Origin of the sequence: Bacteroides luhongzhouii, from assembly GCF_009193295.2 — a bacterium.
Classification (GTDB): domain Bacteria; phylum Bacteroidota; class Bacteroidia; order Bacteroidales; family Bacteroidaceae; genus Bacteroides; species Bacteroides luhongzhouii.
The window spans coordinates 4,538,221-4,555,299 of record NZ_CP059973.1 but is presented as its reverse complement, the minus strand read 5'-3'; the positions used below and the strand labels follow the sequence as shown (position 1 = coordinate 4,555,299).

Here is a 17,079-nt window from a genome sequence, read left to right as displayed (position 1 = left end):
AGTAGTGATGAGAATACTTGTTGTTTCTTTTTCTGTTAATGGTGCAATGGGGGATAATTTCTTCTTGCTAACAAGATTCTTTTCAAAAGAGCATGAAGTATTTGTTGTGACTAATAAAAATATTGGGTATGAACTATTAGGAACGAAGAATATATGCAACATCCCTTTTGATAGAAAAAAACCTTTAGATTTCGTTAATCCATTGTCATACTATTGTATTTATAAGTATGTTCATTCTCTCGATTTTGATGTGTGTTTCATTCATAGTCCGCATCCAGTGAACAGATTTATCTATAGAATAGTAGACCATGAAAAGATTATTTCTTTTGTTCATGATCATATTCTTCATTCGGGGGTTAGACAATTGGATGCTTATCTTTTGAAGGCTCAATACAAAGATTATTTTAAATATAGCGCAAAAATAATTGTATCATGTCATTTTATGAAAAATGATATACTGCGACTTGGGCTGATAAAGGATGAAGAAAAAATAGCAGTGAATTATTTGGGTTTAATAGAGAATTTAGTATATCCTAAAAATGAAAATAAGATTTTAGACATAGATGTGTTATTCTTCGGTAGAATAGAATATTATAAAGGTCTTGATATATTAGTAGAAGCGGGAAAACAGATGAAGAATGTGAAATTCATGATTGCTGGAAAAGGGGATATAAGTCAAATTTTCGGAATAGATTCGCTGCCGTCAAATTTTGAACATGTTAATAAATATGTGCCTGATAATGAGTTGGCAGGATTGATTCAACGAAGTAAAATAATAGTATTACCTTATAGAGATGCCACAGGTACGCAAACGGTACAGAGTGTGTTCTATTATGAAAAGCCAGTGATAGCAACAAATACAGGTTGTTTCCCTGAATATATAGAAGATGGAGTAGATGGTATTATTGTACCAGCTTTAGATGTTGTGGCTTTACGACAAGCTTTGGAGAAACTTTTAGGAAATGATGAGCTAAGAAAAACTATGGGGAAAAATGGGTTCAAAAAGCTTGCAGTGAAATTCTCTAATGATGAAATTTACAAGAAATACATTTCGATATTTGGCTCGATTTGTAAATAAGAAACAGTTCGAAATAGAATTATGAAAATTTTACATGTTGGTCAAATGATCGGTGGACTTGATATTTATATCCGAAACTCTATTGTATATGCAGAAAGTGGTTATGAATATGTTCTTGTTCATGGAGATAAGGACAATAACAAACCGATAGAGAAAGATGGGAAAGAAATCAAGGAGTATAGAATAAAACTTTATCGAGATTTAAATTTATGGAATGATTTGAAAGCTATTGTGCAGACTGTGAGGATAATAAAGAAAGAATGTCCAGATTTGGTTCATTGCCATAGCGCTAAAGGTGGAATTGTAGGGCGGGCAGCTGGATTCTTGACTCATACGAGAACTTTTTATACACCTCATGCTTTTTCTTTTTTAAGTGCACAATCCGTGGTAAAAAGAAATTTCTTTTTGTTTATTGAATGTATCACGAAATTTAATGCTTGTCTTCTGGCTTGCTCAGAGTCTGAAAAAATAATGGGAGTGAATATGGTGCATTATAAAAAAAACAAGGCTTTTGTATGGAATAATGCTGTACCTGATGCTATAAATGAATTGAAGAAAAAATGAGACAGGATAAATATATTTGTTATATAGGAAGACCGTCGTATCAGAAGAATCCTATTTTTTTAGTAGAAGTAGTGAAAGAGGTTCATACCTTACATCCAGAGGTGGGGTTCTGTTTATTGGGAGTAGGTTATTATTCACCTGATCTTGATAGGATGAAAGCAAAGATTGCTGAATATGGTTTGGATAAAGTTATAGAATTGTTTCCATGGCTTAGCCATAAGGAAACATTGGAATACGTAAAGAACTCAATGTTTTATTTGACTGTAGCTCGATATGAAGGGTTACCTTTGGCAGTAATTGAAGCTATGTCTTTAGGGAAAGCAATAGTTGCATCTGATGTGGTTGGGAATAGAGATTGTGTGGAGGATGGGTATAATGGAAGATTACTTCCTTTTGAGAAAGAAGTATTTTTGAAAGCTATATGTGAATTGCTAGAGGATGAGCAGAAAAGAGAATGGTACGGAGAAAATTCACGAGCTCTTTTTGAAAATAAGTTTCTGATAACTAATAGAATTAAAGAATTAGAAGCTATTTATCAATCATTTTGCTTATAAAATTGTTTTACTACCGAAGTGTAAGATGTGCATTTCTGTCCTATTAAATATATTGAGACTATCATTAAAAATGGGTGTAAAATGAAATGAATTAGTATATGAGTGTTAGACAAAATACGGTATATAATAAATGTTGAAAATGTTGAGATGTAATAAACACGTGAGTGTTTCGTATGTTGAGATGAAGAAAAATGTAGGTCCCTAGTTTCATGCTATAAAAGCATGATTCCCTACATTGTGGATCAGAAATAGCACGACGGTGCCTTTCTGATCTACGCCCTGACATCGGAGGTTAAAGCCGATGTGAATTTCCCACTATATCAACGGTCTGTGAAGATCGTTGATATTTTTTTTACTACGTCAATTATAAATCCCGATATTCCTTCACACACTCAAAGCATGGACACCCTTTCATTGGGTTCAAGTCACGATGTCCAACAATCAACGCTTTCGGAAACTGCCGTCGTAATTCACGCAATAAAGCAAGCAGCGAGCCCCGTTGTTCCATTGTGCGAGTATCCTTGGTTTTGCCATCCGCATCCAAGCCACCTTCATAACAGACACCTATTGAATGGCTATTATGATTACGGCAGTGTGCTCCGACCTTTTCTAACGCACGTCCCCGGTGGATCTCCCCGTCGCGAGTAATGTAAAAATGATAGCCAATATCACGGAAACCACGGTGCAGGATATGATCTTGTCGGCAAGCCTCCGCCGAAAGGGATTTTCCTTCCGGCGTGGCACTGCAATGAATGATAATCAGTGTAATAGTTCGCATAGATCTATATGCAACTTTGTACTCCGATCAAGCCCCCGATAGCGGTGGCAACGGTGATGATTACTTTGATAATGAAGCTCCATACGGAGCGGGAAGAGGATGATTTGTTCATACAATAACAGGTTTTAAATAAATGGATAACAGTTTTCTTTTGTCACAGAGCTGCAAACTACGCAACTATGCACACTACTACACAGATTCACACAGAAATAAATAATCGACTACTTTAATGACTACCAATTAAATTATAATCTGTGGAAATCTGTGTAATCAGTGGTGAGCCTTTTAAGCAGCCGGGTCAGGTGCTTCGCCGCCTCCATCCGGTTTCGGATCAGGGTTATCATCCGGATCAGAACCACCTCCGGAAGTGCCCGGTTTCTGATACTCAGCCTGCTGTTTCAACTGACTGTCGAGTTTCAAGTTGGTAGTTGATAAGTTACCGGTGGCACGAGCTTTCAGACGCATGCCGCTAATATTCTTCTCCAACGAGAACTCTTCCAGCGTATCAGCCGCCTTACTGCGAATACCTACCCCAAAAATGGCAAGATCATCAATTTTCACACACTTTCCGTCCAGCAACAACTCCTTGATACAATCTACCATATCCGAAAGCACACCTTTGATGACACCACCGGAATACGGTGAATTGTGCTTCGACATGTGTTCGGCAAGCTTTGCCAAATCAAACGTCTCGTCGCTTACTGCACGGGCGAACCACTTACCCGCATTCAAGCCTTTTTTCTGCTGGTTCTGATAAATTTTGTAACGAATCATAAAACAATAAATTAAAGGGTTAAAACATCGTGTCTCCGGGATTCTTTTCCCTTCCGACGATACAAAGATAGGATGTCGGAAGTCCGAAAAATCGCTTATATGCATTTATGCCCGTTACTTGTCAGTTATGTGCAGTTAGGGTCGGTTATTCAACCGGAAAGCCTTGCGTATGTACAACTATTTTGCTATATTTGTAACATTAAATCAAACTCTTATCCATTATGATCGAATTCAGAATACGTGCCTACGGGCGCATGGAACTGGCGCAACTCTATTCTCCCGAACTTACTGATATTGCCGCTTACCGAAAAATGAAAAAGTGGATAGAGCGGTGTCCCGGACTGCTGCAACGGTTGTACGACCTGGGCTATCAACCGGAGCGCCGTTCATATACGCCTTTGGAGGTGAGGGTGATTGTGGATGCATTGGGAGAACCTTAAAGCGGCGCTTTAAGGGGGCTAAAGCTTAGCTTTATGCTCTCTAAAGCGCCGCTTTAGTATCCGTAAAATGCTGTACCGTTATTTATTTGCGGCGGGGGTACAGCGGGTACACTTTTTCCGGGCTCACTCACACACGCGCACATGCGCGTTCATATACTCCGTTGGCATCTCCCTTGACTAATATGCCTCGCTGCGTCAGTCGTTTCAACCAAGTGATGGCGGTATTTTTCTTAATTCCGATGGCTTCTGCTATCTCTATCATTTGTGCACGAGTGAAACGGTCGCCCAACTGCGAGAAGAGGAAGTCGCGGTCGGCATTGGAACGTCGGCTGATTTCCGTGGAAGGAAGGAAAGAGAGTATGTGTGTGGCATGGCGGTAGAGCGGTTCCGCAAGACGGAGCACTGCGTGGAAATCGTCAGGGGTGATGGCAACCTTCCAACGGGTGATGATATTGTCTTTGATGTTATCTTCGGGAATGTTCTTATCCGGAGTCAGTCCCGAGGCGGGAGCGTTCTTCACTTGGTAGGGATGCGGGCTTTCGAGGGCACGCAGCAGGGCTACTATCGACATGATGCGGCATAGATTGACAGCCAGGCGGGCGATGGAGCTGTACATCTCCCTGCCGTTGGCTATGCTCGAGCGTTGGAAGAGGTGGGAGAATTGGGCGTTGAACTCTTTTTTCTGTTCCTCGGTAAGGCAGAGCGTGTGTATCCCATGTGCTCTTATCTGTTCCACTTCTTTTTTCCATTCCAATCCGAGGTTGGTAAATACCTCTTCGAGATCCAGGTCGTCTTCCAAAAATTGGTTGATCCATTGGTCGATGCCGTAGAGGTAGTAGAACAATTGCCGGGAGAAGGCTCCGTCTTCCGTGGTGGGGATGAAGGATTTCACTTGCGACGGTGTGCCGGAAATGTTGAGGGAGATGTAGCTTTTCTTCACTTCACGGTATTCCTGGTCGGTGCGGCGGTTGTAAGACAGGCAGTCGTGGTCGAAGGCTTTGCGGAGGGTATCGCTCCAATGTCCATGGTCTGCGTTGATGGCGGTAGAGAGGGTATCCGCTTCAGATTCGCAGATAAATCCTATTCCGTCAGAGTCCATAATATTTTGCAGGATGCCTGTGCCGGTGTTGTTACCCGAAATGATGAACATCTTGTTGGCGGGCATTTGCGGTGCGTCCACTTTCGCTCGTTCTTTGCCCAATGCCTCGTAGGCGGCTTTCTCTTTCTTGTAGATTTTCATCTTTGCTGCCACTTCCGCACGGATTTCGTCGTGAATGGGAGTGGCAAGCAGCCGGATGTAAGAGAGGATGCTCTTGCCGGAAGCCGAAGGAGCGATGGCAAAATACTGAAGGCAGGGATGCAGGAATTTGCCGCTATAGGAACAGCGCAAGTGTGGGGCGATGGTCGCGCCAAGGGCTGTCAATGCTCCTAAAAGCATAACATCTTTTAGGGCGTCGCTTTTGCCATAGGTAATGATACGTTGCAGGAGTGTGGGCCAATTGGCTTTGGGGAAGGTGGGCAGTTGTTGCTTTGGTTCACTGCCCGAGAGAAGTTCCTCTTCTTCTCTTTCCTCTTCTTGGGTATTTTCCTCCTTTCCGGTATTTCCGTCATTGTCTACCTTATAACGCGCGCACGTGTGTGTGGAGAAATTTGCCCTTGAATCTTCTGTACCCTTTGTACCCTTCGGGTTGTTTATAATGTCGTCTTGATGGAGCTTGACTCCTGCGATTCCGGCAAGGTGGAAAGCCGTGCCCAGATGTACGTCACCATGTTTTGTGGCGAGTGCGTTGGAGAACACCCGTTCGGTATGTTCGCGTTGGTACTTGGCAGACAGGCAGCAGAGACGGTGGAAATAGTTGCGCCCGGCTTCGCCGCAGTCTGTGGCGATGGCAAATGCCAGTTGTATGTATTCGATGTAAGTAGGGGCGATGTCTGCTCCTGCCGTTTCAACTGTCTCGGTGAGACGGCGTAGTGATTCGATGTTGTTCATTTTTTCTTATTGTCTTATGTTAGATGTTTCTGAATAAAGCTTCGGGGTCGTGGCTAAGAAAGCAGGATCTCACGAGGTCTTTGCCGGAGAAATCTACTTTGGTCTTTGTTTCGGGAAAAACAGATGTTTCTGTATTATATGCTGTCTCTACGTACCACATTGCCCAACTCATGCATTCTGTGATTTGTTTGTAGCCAGTTGCCGTGGATAAACGGTGGGTGGGTACAAAGGCCTTTACACCCAGTCCGCTGGGACTGATAAACGTGAGTACGGGACGGAGGAGCGGGTCGTCATGTAACACACGGCGCATTTCTTCTGTTTCCCGGTAAGAACGGAAATGGTCCAGGTCCACTATCACCAGCCCTGATGGGGACAGGAGGCATTTGCTGCTGCGGCGGGAGAAGGTGCCGCAGGGAGTTACATAGGGCAAAAGTTTTGTTTTTGCTATGCGTATGTCCGGTGCGTTGCGTACTTGCTCGGTCAGGAGTCTGAGGTTCTCGTTGCTGGTAATCATTCGGAAAACCTGTTCAATGCAGGCTTCGCAGATGGGGAAAAGTGTGGGGGGAGTGAGTATTTGTCCCTGTTTGTCTTTGATAGGGGCGATAGGAGGCATGAAATAGGACATTTTGTAATTGTTTGGCATAATTATTTGTTATTATAAATTAAATTATTTACTTTGCAACATATACATGTACATGTTTGAAACATGGTGTAAATGTAGTAGAAACAAAATAAGTATTATCCTGATATGTTAGGATGAAAGTTAAAATAATTAACCGTTAAGGTGCAATTTTAATAATAAATAAGTATGAAAAAAGAAAAAAACTATTACGCTGCATTAGGAGCTGGCGTTAGTGAGTTGCTTAAACACGCGTATTTGACAAATGAGAATGTGTACAAGGCATTGGGGATCGGCCATGATCCTTTGAATGAGTTAAAAAAGGGCTAGATTGCTCATTGGGTAATTACTTAAAAGTTGTGGAACTCTGTTTTGATTATCTTGACGAGGAGGAAATAGAGAGGGTTTTGGACAGGTGGAAACGGCTATATATGAGGTATCGTAAGGAAAAAGAGGAGAGAGAAGAATGCAATGAAAAGCAGGTGAAATAAAAGATGGCAGGCGAGAAAATTTTCTCGCCTGCCATCTTTTTATGAAGCAATTTTTGCGGTCTTATAAAAAAAGAAGGGGAGGAGTGTATGGCAGTTATCTTATTTGATTTTTTTGGAGATGATTAAAAAAAAGTCATATTATATTGTTTCTTTAAGGAATTTATGTAACTTTGCCCGTAAATTAATATACCTCTTATGAAGAGGTGCTGATTTTTTTATATTGCTTGGTGTTTTTCTTAATCTTATATAGAGAGAAGCATAAATATTGTGTATATTATATTATCATCCGGGATATTGTCCGATGTAGTTTTATTAGTACATTTTATATGTACTTGTGGGGAATTCAGAGGGTTAAATAAGTAAAGACTTAAAGTTAAACTGAATAATACACACTTGAGATGAAACGAACGACTTTTTTTCTGTTGTTAGTCTTGTCTGGGGCGTTATGTCCGATGGCGAGAGCACAGAAAGTAGCAATTAAGACAAATGTTCTGTATGATGCGTTTTTGAATGTGAATGCAGGCGTGGAGGTAGGTTTGGCTCCTCGTTGGACATTCGATTTATCTGCCGATTACAATGGATGGACACTTTCTCATGAGCGGAAGTGGAAACACTGGCTTTTGCAACCGGAAGCGCGTTATTGGTTCTGCGACCGTTTTGCCGGTCATTTTATGGGTGTCCACGCTTTAGGCGGCCAATATAACGTTGGCGGTCTGAAGAACAGCCTTTCTTTTCTAGGTACAGATTTCTCTGTTGTTTCCGACCGTCGTTATCAAGGATGGTTTGCCGGTGCCGGCGTTGCATACGGTTATGCATGGATATTGAATAAGCATTGGAATTTGGAAGCCGAACTCGGGGTGGGTTGGGTTTATACACGCTACGATGTTTATCCATGTGCAACTTGCGGCACCAAACTTGCCAAAGGAAAATCGCACAACTATTTTGGTCCCACAAAAGCGGCTGTCAATCTGGTTTATACATTTTAATTCGGTCTGTAGTCATGATTACAATAAACAATAAAATAGCTAAAATAATAGGTAGTGTTTTGTTGTCACTACTTGGTGTGGCTGGAGTAAAAGGGCAGCCGCTTATGAATGGGCAAGTGACAGTGCGAAACCTTTTCGTTTCCCGTTCGGATGACAAACTCTTCATTTCGATGGATATAGACGTATCCGATTTAGAGGTTAAGAGCAATCGCGAAGTAATATTTACGCCGGCATTGGCAAGTGATGACAACACGTTGAGCTTGCCTGCTGTGTTGATTGCAGGGCGCAATCGGTATTATCATCATTTGCGCAATGATAACTTGAGACCGGCGACTACGCAAATTTACCGTCGGAGCGACGTGTCGGTAGTGGAATATCGTACGGTGGTGCCTTATGAAAAATGGATGAATACATCCAAACTTGTTACCCTGAATGAAGTGTGCGGATGTTGTGACGAGACGCTTGCCGGCGAAAACGAACCGTTGCTGGCGCTCCGTCTCGAACCGAAGGCGTTTGTGCCTTCTTACATATATATACGCCCGAAAGCCGAACCAAAAATTAATGTATTGGAAGGCTCAGCTTATATCGATTTTCCTGTAAACCGTACGGAAATACATGAGAACTACCGCCGTAATCCGGTGGAATTGCAAAAGATTCTTTCCACCATTGATGCTGTACGCAACGATGCCGATACGCGCATTATCTCTGTCAGCATCAAGGGATATGCATCGCCCGAAAGTCCATATTCTAATAACGAGCGCCTTGCCATGGGGCGTACGAAGACACTTAAAGAGTACGTACGCAAACAATATAATTTTGCCGACTCACAATTCATTACCGACTACGAACCCGAGGATTGGGCCGGGCTGGAACGTTACGTTGAAAGTTCATCTTTGGACAACAAGGCAGGCATCCTTGCCTTGATACGTAGCAATATGGATCCGGACGCCAAAGAACGGAGTATCAAGACTGCTTTTCCGAAGGAGTATGCTTTCTTGCTGAAAGAGGTGTATCCGGGGCTGCGCCATTCGGACTATGCCGTGAAGTATGAAGTGCGTGCTTATACTGACGTGGAAGAGATTAAACGTCTCATCAAGACACAGCCGCAGAAGCTAAGCCTCAATGAAATGTATCTCGCCGCACAAGAAATGGAAATAGGCAGTGAGGAGTATAACGAAACATTTGACATCGCTGTGCGTATGTTCCCCGACGATGAAGTGGCTAACCTCAATGCTGCCAATATCGCTATGAGTCGTGGCGGTCTTAAAAGTGCCGAACGTTACCTGCAGAAAGCCGGTGATTCACCGCAGGCTATCTATGCACGCGCCACTCTTGCTGCTTTGAACAAAGATTTCGACACTGCCGAAAAAATGTTTGAAGAAGCTGCGCGTAAAGGAATGCCGGAGGCAGAAAAGATGTTAAGGCAAATTGAGGAAATCAAATAAGGAATACTAATTTAAAAATAAGAAAAGATGAGAAAAAGCTGGAGTAAAATTTTAGCAGGCGCTTTATGTTTTGCATTGGCAGCTTGTAACAATGACGACATTGCTACTGTGAATGATGGTGATGTAGAAAACGGAGTTTATATGCGCTTTAGATTGGAACTGCCCCAAACAACCCGCAGTGTAACAGACACTGAGGAAGGGAAGGATGATTATGGCACTTCTAACGGTGGTATAGAAATTGGAACAGATAATGAAAACAAAGTGACAAAAGGTGTTTTGGTTGTTTTAACCACGCCCGATCGCAAATTTATTGCGTCTAGCTATATATCTGGTAGCGACGGAACAGAAGGGGTTGATGCAAACACTTACACCATGGGACTTTCTGAAACGGCATTGCGTGGCCAAGCCGGAAAAGATGTATTGATTTATGCCTTTTGCAACCCGACAGATGATTTGATAGAAAAGGCTAATAAATTTAATTCCGGAGAATTGCTGACAGTGGGAAATGCAACCTATAAATTGTCAAATGGAGAAAACATGGAGATATGTACAGGTGGGAGATTCTTAATGTCAAATGCTGTTTTATTAACCAACACGCTGCCAGAATCTTTTGCTCTATATAAGACGAAAGAATCTGCCTATCCTTTGGGGACAGTGAAAGTGGAACGCGCAGTGGCTCGTTTCGACTACAAACAGGGACCGTCCGATAGTGAGAATGGAGATAGAGCTACTGCTACTTATAATGTTCTCAAAAATTCGGAAGGTAAAACCATGGTTCAAGTACAGCTGACTGAGGCGGCTCTGCTCAATATGAGTAATGAGTTTTATTATTTGCGCCGCACTTGCAAACAAGATGGCAGTGGCAATGCAGATTATACTAAATTCGACCTTTGCGGGCTTGAGACGACTAATAATTATGTAGTGGATTACGACTTTGATGACAAAATCTCTTATACGGGAAGCGAAGATTTAACGGGAAACTTCTTCTATAACTTAGGAAAATTCACTGATAATGGATGGATTTCCGGACAGTTTGGCAACAACTCCGAATGGAAATGGGTGAAATTGACCGAAATTACAAGCAAAGTCGAAAATGACGGTGACAACTGGCAGAATGCCCCCAGCGATATAGAGAAGACCGGTTATCGTATCTGGCGTTATGTGACAGAGAACACAATACCTTCTCCGGGCAGACAAATGAGCGGTATTTCGACCGGTATTGTATTTAAAGGACATATTATCGCCACAGATGATAATCCTGATGTGAAAGCTGCTATGGCACAAGGAGAACCTCTTTATATGTACCACAATTCATTGTATACCCGGAGTATGTTTGCAGGTTTATCGGAAAACACTGCCGTTAAGAATGCTTATAATGCAGTGATGGCTGCAGCTGCCGGCGGCACCCCAACGGATAAGGTGTGGACGGACCACGGTTTTACTATCTACACACTCAACCGTGCCAACAATGAGTATGAAGTACTTTACTATTATTGGAACCGTCACAACAACAACGGCATGCCTGCAGAAATGGGCATAATGGAATTTGCTGTAGTACGCAACAATGTTTATAAATTGTGCGTAGACAAGATTTCCCTACTGGGACATCCCACAGATCCGGGCAAAGATCCTGATCCGGTAGATCCGGGCGATCCGGACGAAAGCAGTGATGTATACTTCAAAGTGTCTGTACAAGTGTTGCCATGGGTAGTTCGCGTCAATAACATCACATTTGATTGATTAAAACAATGCAAAGTAGAAAACAAAATATAATTTCAAGACTTATGGCTGCAGTGTTTTGCGCTGCAGCTATGGGGCTTGTTTTTTCTTCGTGCGAACGCATCTACGAGGATCTTGATCCTTGTCCGCATGGTGTATCGTTACGCTTTATCTACGATTATAACCTGGAGTTTGCCAACGCATTCCCGAATCAGGTAGACTGCCTTACTTTGTTTATTTACGACGAAGAAGGCAACTACGTAGATCGCCGTATCGTCACAGGCACCGAATTACAGAATGAGGACTACCGGATGCAGCTCGACTTGAAGAAAGGCACATATCGCTTTGTGGCCTATGGTGGATTGGCATGCAAGGAGAAAACCTTCTCGCTGCTTCAAGAGCCTGCCATCGGAAGCAATTATACCGATCTGCGGGTAGAAGCCGACTGGCGCCGCATCGAGTCCGTTCTTCCTGAAAAGCGTAAATTGCATGATATGTTTTGGGGTGAGCTTACTCTTGCTACGTCCGACCTTTATCAGAACGGGGTGGTGAAGATGATGAAGAACACCAACAACATCCGTATCGTATTGCAACAGATGAACGGTGAACCGGTGGATGACAAAGACTATGAGTTTGAAATCACCGACGACAATACTTTGTTTTCGTACAACAACGACTTGCTTTCGAATGGTCCGGTCACCTATACCCCGTGGTCGCAAGGACAAGCCTCGACGGGAGTCATTGAAGGAAACAAAGAGGAAGTGGTGGCTTATGCAGAGTTTTCCACGTCGCGGTTGATGACGAAGAACAGTCCGAAGATGATTATCCGGCGTAAAGTAGATGGAAAGGAAGTGGTCAACATTCCTTTGATTAATTATCTGTTAATACTCAAAAGTGATCATTTTGCCACGATGCCCCCACAGGAGTTTTTGGACCGGGGATATTACTGGTCGATGATATTTTTCCTTGATTCAAGCCACGAGTGGTTTAAGGTGACTATAAAAGTAAACGATTGGGTAGTCAGAGTCAATAATATAAAATATGAATAAATTCGTATATATTATTCTATTCAGTTCCATTGTCTGTCTGTTGTCTGCTTGCGGCAGTGACAAAGAGGAGATGAGCCGATTCAGTGGTGATGATGATGCGGTGTGGGTAAATCTCGATATCAATGTTTCGCTTACAGATGTGATGTATTCGGGCGTTACCCGCGCCGAAGGCGACGGATACGAAAATGCCGTCAACGGTTACGAATTGATGAGCACACTGCGTATCATCGTAGTGCGTCCTGATAACACTGTAGAAGAAAACCGGTTTATCTCTTTCCGGGATGTTCTGCAACATTATGGGGATGAACGCTTCAAAGTGCGTGGCAGGGAAACCAAGCGAGTTTATCTGTTTGCAAATGAAAACTCATCGATAGACGTTCAGTCGGAAGACGGTGCCTGGCTCAATTTAAAAGAGGAATTGGAGCAGATTAAAAAGGGAGGTACGTTTCCGGCGGATAAATTCGGCAAGCTAATGATAAAGCTGGATGAAGGTAAACAACTGGCGGTGAATCCTCACTATCTGCCCATGAACGAATGTCATACGGTGGAGGTGGGAGAGACCGACCAGAAAGCTGATTTGTTCATCATAAGAGCTGCTGTCAAATACTCATTCTATGTCAAGAACGAAAGTTCTCGAGACAAGACTGTCACGGGATATGCCGTTCATGATATGGCTAGACAGGCATATCTCCTGCCACGAGGTGTGAGGTATCGGAATGCAGAGGGAAGCGATGGGACAATTTATAAAGAAATTGAAGCATTTGAGGTTCCCGAAACGGAATATTATACCTATCGCTTTACAGCTAACTATTCTTTGCCAAGAGGTAAAGAGGTCACCTTGTCGCCTTCCTGCTATTTTTTGGAGGGCAAACACGTGTATGAAGGTGAAGGAGGAGCGGACGAGAAGAAGAATTATTCGGTAAGCCTTGGGGTAGACGGCGCGGAGCTGAAAGGCTTTTTGGAGAACGTGCCCCAACTGCCGCGCAATACACACGTAAAAGTATACATTACCATTAAAGATACAAGCATGGACTGGAAGGTAGATGTGCGTCCATATACTGAAATCACATTAGATCCCGGTTTCGGGCTATAACCAACGAAGGGAGGATTTCCTTAAAATAATTTTATGCAGGAAAATATGAAACGAAATATTCTTTATAGTCTTACGGGTATGCTGATATTTGTTTTGGCTGCCTGCACGGACGATTGGTTCAACAACAGATACGAGCAAATGCCCGAAGGGGAAACCGACGTAAATGCAACGGTAGAGTTTCTTCCTCTTCGTCCGGCCTTGGACGTAAAGACACGCACGGCAGGGGATGCCATCAAAGACATCAACAACCTGTGTGTGCTGCTGTATGATAAAGAAGGAAACCTGACGAAAGCATATTACCTCCTTCCCGAAGGTTCTGCTTCTACAGAAAGCAACGACGGTTCTTTCAAGGTAAAAGATGAAGACCGTACAAACGCCGACGCAGAAGGGGAGACAAGCGCGGAAAGCCGGACTCAGCAAGCCTCATTCCGATTGTCCGGAGTGCCTTATGGCAATCATTATATATATGCAGTGGCCAATATGGGAAATCTGGTGAATACATCTAACTCTACCATCAAGACCAGAGAAGGACTGAAATCTATCGACTTGACATGGCAAGCAGAGAACTGGGTGTTGACGGAAGAAACCGGTGACGGTGCAAAAAGCAAAGCCATCGCCAACAACCAGATGTTCGGTCATTTCACCACGCTGCCGGATGCCCCCACAGGAGCCAACCGCAATACGGAAGATGCGCTGGTAGCTATCAACAAGAAAGATATGACGCTGCATGCATGGATACGCCGCGCAGCCTCCAAAGTAACTGTTGCATACGATGCAAGCAGCTTGAAAGAAGGGGTTTTCATTTACCTGAAGTCAGTGCAGATTAAAGATATTCCGACTCATTGCTATTTGGGAAAAGACAATATGGTGGGGAAAGAAGGATATGACTTGCCCTTTCCTGCAAAGGGAGAGGATATGCCTGACGGAGAGGTGATCAAATACTACGAAGGAGATACGGAACCGACAGTGTTTGATGCATCATATCCAGTACGTCTGTCCACCGGTAAATCTTATTATCCGTGGCCTGTTGAAGAAAACGGAGTGTTACAAAAGAAAGGGCACGAAGAAACTGCCGATGCCTTGTTTTTCTTCGAAAATATGCAAGGAAAAGGCCCCAGTAAATTGCAAGATGCCGATGGGAATGGAGAATTGGATCATCCCGGATTGCCGGGAGATGATTTTAAATATCCCGATTATCTGCCGAAAGATGACGTGCCTTATGGTACTTACATCGAAGTAGATGCCTATTACGTTTCCGTCAACTCTGAAAAAGTGGGAAGCGGAAATATCAAATATCGTTTTATGCTTGGAAAAAATGTGGAGGACGACTACAACGCCGAGCGTAACCATCATTATAAACTCACACTGAAATTCAAAAACTTCGCGAATGATGCCGACTGGCACATAGAATATCAGGAACCGGAACCGGGTATTGAGGTGCCGAATCCTTATTATATCTCTTATCTGTATAATCATTCGATGATGTTGCCACTGAAAATCAGAACAGGAGGACTTAAACTGGGTAAAATAGAAGCAAGTATTAAAGACAACCGATGGGGGCCCCACAATGCATTAAGTACTTTCGATTATTACCATCCGATGGATATAGCCAATGCCAACCAGTGGAACGGTTTTTTGTCCCTGCGTGCGACCAAGGATTTGGTTATAACCGGAACGTCTCCATATACTCCCACCTCCAACCAGTCTTATTATGAAGAGCATAAAAGAGGAGAACGAACGTATCCTATCGAAGAAAAGAATGCGATCACGGACGAAGAGGAACATAGTTTCTATGGTGAAGAAGGAGAGAAAGATGACGGTGAATATAAGGTAAGAAAAGAAGGTGATAGCATATATCATGTGCAACTTCCTATGTACACCCGCGCCAAACAGATGATTAAACCCACCGGCCACACTGGGAATAATCCCTATGTAGCCTATCAACGCAGGTCGGAAGTGGAGATAAAAGCGACGTTATTGAGGCCGGACGGTACGGTATGGGGAACGATTTCCACCAATTCTTCCGCTACAAACTCCGCCAAAGGGAATGAAAACCCTGTTATTTATCAAGTACGCCGCGTTGTCAACCCCAAAGGTATTTGGCGCAGCCATAGCAATAACGAAGGATTCGACGTTCTGTTGAAACGATTGCCCAAAGAAAATGGAACAAAATTTGAGGCATTCGCTTCCGAAGGTCCGTGGAAAGCCTATGTGGTTTGTGGGGATAAAAACTTTATCAATTTAGGTGTTGGCAAGGAACATAGCAAAGTAAGCAACGACACCGTTTATGGAAAAACCGGTTCGAATATAGATTTTAAAATTGACTTTAAAGGCAATTGCGGAGAAAATGAAAACCGATATGCCATCATACGGGTAGAGTATCACAACTATACTTGCTACCACTTGATATTTGTACGTCAAGGAGATGCTCCCGATGCATTGATTGATGGAGGGGCCGAATGGCATGCGTGCAACATGAAAACTAAAACCGCAGAAGCCGCTTCTCCGCTAGAAGAAGGTTCGTTGTTCAAATGGGGTAACCTGACCGAGCCAATCGACGCGATCAATAATAAGACCCCGGGTCCATATTGGATAAACGTTACACCGGAATCTTTCCAAGGGCCAGGAACCCAAAAATTAACCATTGCCGGCACAAGTGAAGAAAAGGCATGGGGAGAGATAAAACCTGTAAACGCGCCGTCGGACGACAAGAGTGGTTTCGGTGCTGCGTTTGTCGATTCATCGCAGCTTCCTTCAAATACAAGAATTGCTTCTTATGATGATTTTAAAGCATTATATGACCATATAGACATCAAACAAGGATATGGTATATTGTATGGAGATGGATCGACAAGTACTGAAGATGATATAAACGACGCATACGGTTATGAGTACAATCATACAAAGCGCGGAATGCGTGGTTGTTTTGTCTACAATCAGCAAACCGGAAAAAGTCTGTTCTTTCCTATTGGAGCTTCCGGATATGGACATAGAAAAGAAAAAGATGCCAAAGGCGCGGGCACATTAAGATATGCAGCAACTCGAGCCGAACGATTCCCCAGTGGATGGCTTAGCGAGAGCTACCCCGTGGGCGTCGCGGGCGCTCCTCTCTTTTATGACGTATATATGCGTCCCGGAGCAATCTACTGGTTGAGCCATTATGTAAAGGCTGAAAAGCCCGGAGATGGGAATGCAACCGGATGGGATTTCAATTACTTTACTTTTGATTTCTATCCCATCACCCGTAGTTCAACCGGCGGTGCACAAGATGCTTGTTTCGTACGATGCGTAGAAGATAAGTAGAATAAGTTGCATAATGTAGAATAAACGTGAGTTCGACATATCGAACTCACGTTTGTTTATTAGAGTACTAAATGATAGGAATCTTTTTTCCGTGTGCGATAACGTAAACACAAAAAATAACAATTTATTATGTAGAAAAAGTTGGGGGAATGCTTCGTAGTTCGCAAATAATGATTAAATTTGCCGCGATTTGTAA

16 protein-coding genes are annotated in these 17,079 nt (G+C 43.1%); 11 read left to right on the top strand and 5 right to left on the bottom strand.

What is annotated here, in order from left to right; genetic code table 11:
* The first annotated feature begins 7 nt into the window (after positions 1 to 7).
* The 3 genes from GD631_RS17205 to GD631_RS17195 are packed head-to-tail and all read left to right on the top strand — an operon-like array spanning position 8 to position 2,196.
* Positions 8 to 1,078 (top strand): glycosyltransferase family 4 protein, encoded by a 1,071-nt coding sequence (locus tag GD631_RS17205; protein ID WP_223225862.1) that lies wholly within the window; start codon positions 8 to 10, stop codon positions 1,076 to 1,078.
* Positions 1,079 to 1,099: 21 nt separating this feature from the next.
* Positions 1,100 to 1,642: a glycosyltransferase gene (locus tag GD631_RS17200; RefSeq protein WP_143258741.1), complete on the top strand. Its 543-nt coding sequence runs from the start codon at positions 1,100 to 1,102 to the stop codon at positions 1,640 to 1,642.
* Positions 1,639 to 2,196: a glycosyltransferase family 4 protein gene (locus GD631_RS17195; RefSeq protein ID WP_143258740.1), complete on the top strand. Its 558-nt coding sequence runs from the start codon at positions 1,639 to 1,641 to the stop codon at positions 2,194 to 2,196. Before GD631_RS17200 ends, GD631_RS17195 begins: the two co-directional genes overlap by 4 nt.
* A gap of 364 nt (positions 2,197 to 2,560) precedes the next feature.
* On the opposite strand, the gene GD631_RS17190 is transcribed toward GD631_RS17195, so the two are convergent.
* The 3 genes from GD631_RS17190 to GD631_RS17180 form a co-directional block, all read right to left on the bottom strand.
* On the bottom strand, positions 2,561 to 2,974 hold the full coding sequence (locus tag GD631_RS17190) for an N-acetylmuramoyl-L-alanine amidase (RefSeq protein ID WP_143258739.1): 414 nt from the start codon (positions 2,972 to 2,974) through the stop codon (positions 2,561 to 2,563).
* A 4-nt stretch (positions 2,975 to 2,978) separates the two neighbouring features.
* Positions 2,979 to 3,086, bottom strand: a complete 108-nt coding sequence (locus GD631_RS17185; protein WP_152288002.1) for a smalltalk protein — start codon at positions 3,084 to 3,086, stop codon at positions 2,979 to 2,981.
* Between the two features lie 173 nt (positions 3,087 to 3,259).
* Positions 3,260 to 3,748 (bottom strand): HU family DNA-binding protein, encoded by a 489-nt coding sequence (locus GD631_RS17180; protein WP_143258738.1) that lies wholly within the window; start codon positions 3,746 to 3,748, stop codon positions 3,260 to 3,262.
* Positions 3,749 to 3,969: 221 nt separating this feature from the next.
* On the opposite strand from GD631_RS17180, the gene GD631_RS17175 reads away from it, so the two are divergent.
* The gene (locus GD631_RS17175; RefSeq protein ID WP_143258737.1) at positions 3,970 to 4,188 is read left to right on the top strand and encodes a DUF4248 domain-containing protein; all 219 of its coding nucleotides are present in this window, start codon (positions 3,970 to 3,972) and stop codon (positions 4,186 to 4,188) included.
* A gap of 127 nt (positions 4,189 to 4,315) precedes the next feature.
* On the opposite strand, the gene GD631_RS17170 is transcribed toward GD631_RS17175, so the two are convergent.
* Together GD631_RS17170 and GD631_RS17165 are read right to left on the bottom strand one after the other, a co-directional pair.
* Positions 4,316 to 6,178, bottom strand: coding sequence for a DUF3987 domain-containing protein (locus tag GD631_RS17170; RefSeq protein ID WP_143258736.1), 1,863 nt, complete (start codon positions 6,176 to 6,178; stop codon positions 4,316 to 4,318).
* Between the two features lie 19 nt (positions 6,179 to 6,197).
* Entirely contained in the window at positions 6,198 to 6,821 is a 624-nt protein-coding gene (locus GD631_RS17165; protein ID WP_143258735.1) for a BT4734/BF3469 family protein, read from the bottom strand.
* A gap of 165 nt (positions 6,822 to 6,986) precedes the next feature.
* Here GD631_RS17165 and GD631_RS17160 point away from each other — a divergent pair, with 165 nt between their 5' ends.
* From GD631_RS17160 to GD631_RS17130, 7 genes are all read left to right on the top strand, one after another.
* The gene (locus tag GD631_RS17160) at positions 6,987 to 7,127 is read left to right on the top strand and encodes a hypothetical protein (protein WP_185911498.1); all 141 of its coding nucleotides are present in this window, start codon (positions 6,987 to 6,989) and stop codon (positions 7,125 to 7,127) included.
* A 613-nt stretch (positions 7,128 to 7,740) separates the two neighbouring features.
* Positions 7,741 to 8,274, top strand: coding sequence for a DUF3575 domain-containing protein (locus GD631_RS17155; RefSeq protein ID WP_425321966.1), 534 nt, complete (start codon positions 7,741 to 7,743; stop codon positions 8,272 to 8,274).
* A 14-nt stretch (positions 8,275 to 8,288) separates the two neighbouring features.
* A complete protein-coding gene (locus GD631_RS17150) occupies positions 8,289 to 9,719 on the top strand; it encodes a DUF3868 domain-containing protein (protein WP_143258733.1) in 1,431 nt (476 codons plus the stop codon).
* 27 nt (positions 9,720 to 9,746) lie between these two features.
* Positions 9,747 to 11,459 (top strand): Mfa1 family fimbria major subunit, encoded by a 1,713-nt coding sequence (locus tag GD631_RS17145; RefSeq protein ID WP_143258732.1) that lies wholly within the window; start codon positions 9,747 to 9,749, stop codon positions 11,457 to 11,459.
* A 44-nt stretch (positions 11,460 to 11,503) separates the two neighbouring features.
* Positions 11,504 to 12,487 carry a FimB/Mfa2 family fimbrial subunit gene (locus tag GD631_RS17140; protein WP_223225859.1) on the top strand — a complete coding sequence of 328 codons (984 nt, stop codon included), beginning with the start codon at positions 11,504 to 11,506 and terminating at the stop codon, positions 12,485 to 12,487.
* Positions 12,480 to 13,580: a hypothetical protein gene (locus tag GD631_RS17135; protein ID WP_143258730.1), complete on the top strand. Its 1,101-nt coding sequence runs from the start codon at positions 12,480 to 12,482 to the stop codon at positions 13,578 to 13,580. Before GD631_RS17140 ends, GD631_RS17135 begins: the two co-directional genes overlap by 8 nt.
* 45 nt (positions 13,581 to 13,625) lie before the next feature.
* Positions 13,626 to 16,883, top strand: coding sequence for a DUF4906 domain-containing protein (locus GD631_RS17130; RefSeq protein WP_143258729.1), 3,258 nt, complete (start codon positions 13,626 to 13,628; stop codon positions 16,881 to 16,883).
* Positions 16,884 to 17,079: the final 196 nt, after the last annotated feature.

What these genes read in the sequence shown, in the direction of transcription:
- GD631_RS17135 (WP_143258730.1), top strand. Translation starts at nt 12,480, where the DNA reads ATGAATAAATTCGTATATATTATTCTATTCAGTTCCATTGTCTGTCTG.
- GD631_RS17175 (WP_143258737.1), top strand. Translation starts at nt 3,970, where the DNA reads ATGATCGAATTCAGAATACGTGCCTACGGGCGCATGGAACTGGCGCAA.
- GD631_RS17205 (WP_223225862.1), top strand. Translation starts at nt 8, where the DNA reads ATGAGAATACTTGTTGTTTCTTTTTCTGTTAATGGTGCAATGGGGGAT.
- GD631_RS17200 (WP_143258741.1), top strand. Translation starts at nt 1,100, where the DNA reads ATGAAAATTTTACATGTTGGTCAAATGATCGGTGGACTTGATATTTAT.
- GD631_RS17180 (WP_143258738.1), bottom strand. Translation starts at nt 3,748, where the DNA reads ATGATTCGTTACAAAATTTATCAGAACCAGCAGAAAAAAGGCTTGAAT.
- GD631_RS17160 (WP_185911498.1), top strand. Translation starts at nt 6,987, where the DNA reads ATGAAAAAAGAAAAAAACTATTACGCTGCATTAGGAGCTGGCGTTAGT.
- GD631_RS17170 (WP_143258736.1), bottom strand. Translation starts at nt 6,178, where the DNA reads ATGAACAACATCGAATCACTACGCCGTCTCACCGAGACAGTTGAAACG.
- GD631_RS17185 (WP_152288002.1), bottom strand. Translation starts at nt 3,086, where the DNA reads ATGAACAAATCATCCTCTTCCCGCTCCGTATGGAGCTTCATTATCAAA.
- GD631_RS17165 (WP_143258735.1), bottom strand. Translation starts at nt 6,821, where the DNA reads ATGCCAAACAATTACAAAATGTCCTATTTCATGCCTCCTATCGCCCCT.
- GD631_RS17190 (WP_143258739.1), bottom strand. Translation starts at nt 2,974, where the DNA reads ATGCGAACTATTACACTGATTATCATTCATTGCAGTGCCACGCCGGAA.
- GD631_RS17140 (WP_223225859.1), top strand. Translation starts at nt 11,504, where the DNA reads ATGGCTGCAGTGTTTTGCGCTGCAGCTATGGGGCTTGTTTTTTCTTCG.
- GD631_RS17145 (WP_143258732.1), top strand. Translation starts at nt 9,747, where the DNA reads ATGAGAAAAAGCTGGAGTAAAATTTTAGCAGGCGCTTTATGTTTTGCA.
- GD631_RS17150 (WP_143258733.1), top strand. Translation starts at nt 8,289, where the DNA reads ATGATTACAATAAACAATAAAATAGCTAAAATAATAGGTAGTGTTTTG.
- GD631_RS17130 (WP_143258729.1), top strand. Translation starts at nt 13,626, where the DNA reads ATGAAACGAAATATTCTTTATAGTCTTACGGGTATGCTGATATTTGTT.
- GD631_RS17195 (WP_143258740.1), top strand. Translation starts at nt 1,639, where the DNA reads ATGAGACAGGATAAATATATTTGTTATATAGGAAGACCGTCGTATCAG.
- GD631_RS17155 (WP_425321966.1), top strand. Translation starts at nt 7,741, where the DNA reads ATGGCGAGAGCACAGAAAGTAGCAATTAAGACAAATGTTCTGTATGAT.